Origin of the sequence: Cryobacterium sp. RTC2.1 (assembly GCF_035018685.1) — a bacterium.
Taxonomy (GTDB): domain Bacteria; phylum Actinomycetota; class Actinomycetes; order Actinomycetales; family Microbacteriaceae; genus Cryobacterium; species Cryobacterium glucosi.
Genome location: NZ_JASJXJ010000224.1, coordinates 1 through 4,256, shown reverse-complemented (window position 1 = coordinate 4,256; position 4,256 = coordinate 1). Strand labels below are relative to the sequence as shown.

2 protein-coding genes and 1 pseudogene are annotated in these 4,256 nt (G+C 70.9%); all 3 read left to right on the top strand.

Annotated elements, in window-relative coordinates; all coding sequences use genetic code 11:
• Nucleotides 1-424, top strand: a pseudogene (locus QN357_RS18035) (DNA polymerase Y family protein); the annotation flags it as partial.
• Between the two features lie 75 nt (nucleotides 425-499).
• Nucleotides 500-3,910, top strand: coding sequence for an error-prone DNA polymerase (locus QN357_RS18030; RefSeq protein ID WP_322140814.1), 3,411 nt, complete (start codon nucleotides 500-502; stop codon nucleotides 3,908-3,910).
• 44 nt (nucleotides 3,911-3,954) lie between these two features.
• The coding region (locus QN357_RS18025; protein WP_323505304.1) for a DUF3097 family protein at nucleotides 3,955-4,256 on the top strand (302 nt) is incomplete at its 3' end.

The following is a 4,256-nucleotide window of genomic DNA, read 5'->3' as shown; positions in this document are numbered from 1 at the left end:
GCTCAGGGACCGCCGGGTGCTCGTTCCCTGGGGCGACGCCGTCCCCGTCGTCCCCGCCCAGCCGGCCTCGGCACGCGAACGCACGGCCACGGCGCCCTGGCCTGGCAGCCTCCCCGGGCTCTCCCCCGCGACCGTTTTCCTGGAATCGCCGTCGGTCCTGCTCCACGCCACGGACGGCGCTGCCGTCGGCGTCGACGAGCGGGGCATCCTCTCCGGGACTCCTGCCGCCTTCTCTCAAACCGGGCGAACCGACGACCTGTCCCCTGTCACGGCCTGGGCCGGACCCTGGCCGCTCGTCGAACGCTGGTGGGATCTCGCCAGGGCGCACCACGGCCATCGCCTCCAGCTCGTGGACGGATCGGGCGCGGCCTGGCTGCTCCTGCTCGAGTCCGCCCGCTGGGTTGCGGAGGCCCGGTATGACTGACGACGGAACCACTGGGAACGGTATGGCTGAGAACGGTATGGCTGACAACGGTATGACTCAGAACGGAACCGACTGATGGGCTGGAGCAATCCCCCGATCCCGTGGTCCGAACTCGAGCGCGCCCTCTCCGACCGGCGCCGCCCCGGCGGTCCGCCCGCGGGAGCCGACGGCGGCGACAGCCCGGCGTGGTCGGGCAAGCGCAGGCCATACCGCCCGGCGGAGCCCGCCGTTCCGGCCGGCTCAACCACGCGGGCTGCCCTCGTGCCGTACGCCGAACTGCACGCGCACTCCAACTTCAGCTTCCTCGACGGCGCCAGTTCGCCGGAGGCCCTGCTCGAGGAGGCCTCGAGGCTCGGACTCTCCGCTCTCGCCCTGGCCGACCATGACGGGCTCTACGGCGCCGTGCGCCTCGCCGAGACGGCCGAGAGCTTTCCCAACCTGGCCACCATCTTCGGAGCAGAGCTGTCCCTCGGCCTCGGCGAGCCGCAGGCCGGCGTTCCCGACCCGGCCGGCACCCACCTGCTCGTTCTCGCCCGCGGCCAGGCCGGCTACCATCGCCTCGCCGCCGCCCTCACGAGCGCCCATCTCGCGGGAGGCGAGAAGGGCCGTCCGGTCTACGACATCGAGGATCTCGCAGCCCAGGCCGACGGCACCTGGGCCGTGCTGACCGGATGCCGCAAGGGCGCCGTGCGCCGGGCTCTCGTCACAGGGGGGCCTGCTGCTGCGGCGAGGGAACTGGCCGGACTCGTGCGCCTCTTCGGCAGGGACAACGTCTTCGTGGAACTGTACGACCACGGCTACCCCGCGGACAGCGCCGGCAACGACGCCCTCGCGGGCCTCGCCGCTGAGGCGGGCCTGCCGGTGCTCGCCACGAACGCCGTGCATTACGCAACGCCGGCAGGTTCCCGGCTCGCCTCCGCGCTCGCCGCCGTGCGCGCCCGGCGCAGCCTCGACCAGATGGACGGCTGGCTCCCCGGCTCCGACGGAGCGCACCTGCGCAGCGGCGCCGAAATGGCCGCCCGGTTCGCGCGCTATCCCGACGCGGTCGCGAACACCGTTCCGCTCGCCGCCGAACTCGCCTTCTCGCTACGCCGGGCGCGCCCCCGCCTTCCCCGCCAGGATGTCCCTGCGGGGCACACACCGATGACCTGGTTGCGGTCCCTGGTCACGGACGGCGTCGCCGAGAAGTACCCGGGAGCTTCTCCGTCGGTGCTCGAACGCATCGAGAAGGAACTCGCGGTCATCGAGGCCAAGGACTTCCCCGGCTACTTCCTGATCGTGCACGACATCGTCCGGTTCGCGCGCAGCCGCGGCATCCTCTGTCAGGGCCGCGGCTCTGCGGCGAACTCGGCCGTCTGCTTCGTGCTCGGCATCACCGCGGTCGACTCCATCTTCTACCGGCTCCCCTTCGAACGCTTCCTGTCGAGCCTTCGCGACGAGGAGCCGGACATCGACGTCGACTTCGACTCCGACCGGCGCGAGGAGGTCATCCAGTACGTCTACGGCCGTTACGGCAGGCTCAACGCGGCCCAGGTCGCGAACGTCATCACCTACCGGCCGAAGGTCGCCGTGCGCGACATGTCCAAGGCGCTCGGCTTCAGCACGGGCCAGCAGGACGCCTGGTCCAAGCAGGTCGAGCGCTGGGGCGAATCCGTCTCGAGTCCGGAACACGACATCCCCCCGCTCGTGACCGACCTCGCCGAGCAGCTGCTCGGCTCCCCCAGGCACCTCGGCATCCACTCCGGCGGCATGGTCCTGACCGACCGCCCCGTCGGCGAGGTCTGCCCGATCGAGCCGGCCAGGATGGACAACCGGACAGTGCTGCAGTGGGACAAGGACGACTGCGCCTGGATGGGCCTGGTGAAGTTCGACCTGCTCGGACTCGGCATGCTCGCGGCCATCCAGTACACCTTCGACCTCACCGCAGAACACCTCGGCGAGACCTGGACCCTCGCGACCATCCCCCGCGAGGAAGCCGGCGTCTACGACCAGCTCTGCCGGGCGGACTCCGTCGGAGTCTTCCAGGTCGAGAGCCGCGCCCAGATGGGCACCCTGCCCCGCCTCCAGCCGCGCCGCTTCTACGACCTCGTCGTCGAGATCGCCCTGATCCGGCCGGGGCCCATCCAGGGCGGCGCCGTGCATCCCTACATCCGGCGCAAGCTCGGCCAGGAACCGGTGACGTACCTGCACCCGAAACTCGAGCCCGTGCTCGAACGCACACTCGGCATCCCGCTCTTCCAGGAGCAACTCATGCAGATGGCCATGGCCGTCGGCGGGTGCTCCGGCGAGGACGCCGACCTGCTCCGTCGCGCGATGGGATCCAAGCGCGGCATCGAGAAGATCTCCACCCTCCGCGACCGGCTCTACGCCGGGATGGCGTCGAACGGCATCACCGGGGACGTGGCCGACACGATCTACGCCAAGATCGAGGCCTTCGCCAACTTCGGCTTCGCGGAGAGCCACTCGATCAGCTTCGCCCTGCTCGTGTACGCGAGCGCCTGGTTGCGCCTGCACTACCCCGGCGCCTTCCTGGCCGCCCTCCTCCGCGCCCAGCCGATGGGCTTCTACTCTCCGCAGTCGCTCGTCGCGGACGCCCGCCGCCACGGCGTCACCGTGCTCCGTCCGGACATCCTCCGATCGGGCGCCGACGCGGGCCTCGAAACCACCGACGGTCCCCCGACAGTTCGCCGTTCGGTGTGCCTGTGCCCAGAGCAGCCTCCGGTGCCGCCCTTCGACCGAGCTGTTCCGCCGGACTGGGCAGACCACCGCAGGGACGGCGACTTCGCGGTGCGCCTCGGCCTGGCCGAGGTCTCCGGCATCGGCGGCGACCTGGCGGGCCGCATCGTCGCAGAGCGCGGCCTCAACGGGCCGTACCTGTCGATGGCGGATGCCGCGGGGCGGGTCGGCCTGAACACGGAACAGCTCGAGGCGCTCGCCGCCGCCGGTGCTTTCTCCGGTCTCGGGCTCGAACCGCGGACCGCGCTGTGGACGGCCGGAGAGGCGGCGACCGAACGACCGAACCACCTCAGCGGAACCGCCGTCACCGTGCAGCCGCCTCTGCTCGACCTGCTCAGCCCCGTCGAACAGGTCGTCTATGATCTCTGGGCAACCGGCATCTCCCCGGACGACCATCCGATCAGCCACGCGCGCGCGGGCCTGGCCGCACGCGGTGCCCTTCCGATCGACCGGCTTCCCGCCGCCGAGTCCGGACGCCGGATCCAGGTCGGCGGCGTCGTCACCCACCGGCAGCGCCCGTCGACCGCCGGCGGGGTGACCTTCCTCAATATCGAGGATGAAACCGGGACTCTCAACGTCATCGCCGGAATCGGCGTCTGGAACCGCTACCGAAGAATCGCGAGGGAATCGCCCGCGCTCGTGGTGCGCGGCATCCTGGAGCGTTCCCCGGAGGGCGTCACGAATCTCCTCGCCGACAAATTCGAAACCCTCACCCTCGCGGCGCCGACGACCTCCCGGGATTTCCGCTGAGAGAGCCGTCCCTCTCCCGTGGGTCTTCGGCTAACGTCGAACGGGTGAATGACGATCGATACGGACAGGACGCCCTGAGGCCGGGCTGGCGCGAGGTGGGACGGAAGGTCATCCCGACCCACGACGCCGTCCGCGACCTCGTCGTCGAAGAAGTCGCCACGGGCTTCTGCGGCGCCATCGTGCGCCTCGAGAAGCAGATCGTGACCCTCGAGGACCGGCACGGCGCGCTCCGGCTCTTTCCCCTCGGCTCAGCGTTCCTGATCGACGGGGAGCCCGTCAGGCTCGTCGTGCCCGCCAGGGCGGCCCAGCAACGCGCCCGGACGGCATCCGGTTCCCTGGCCATGGC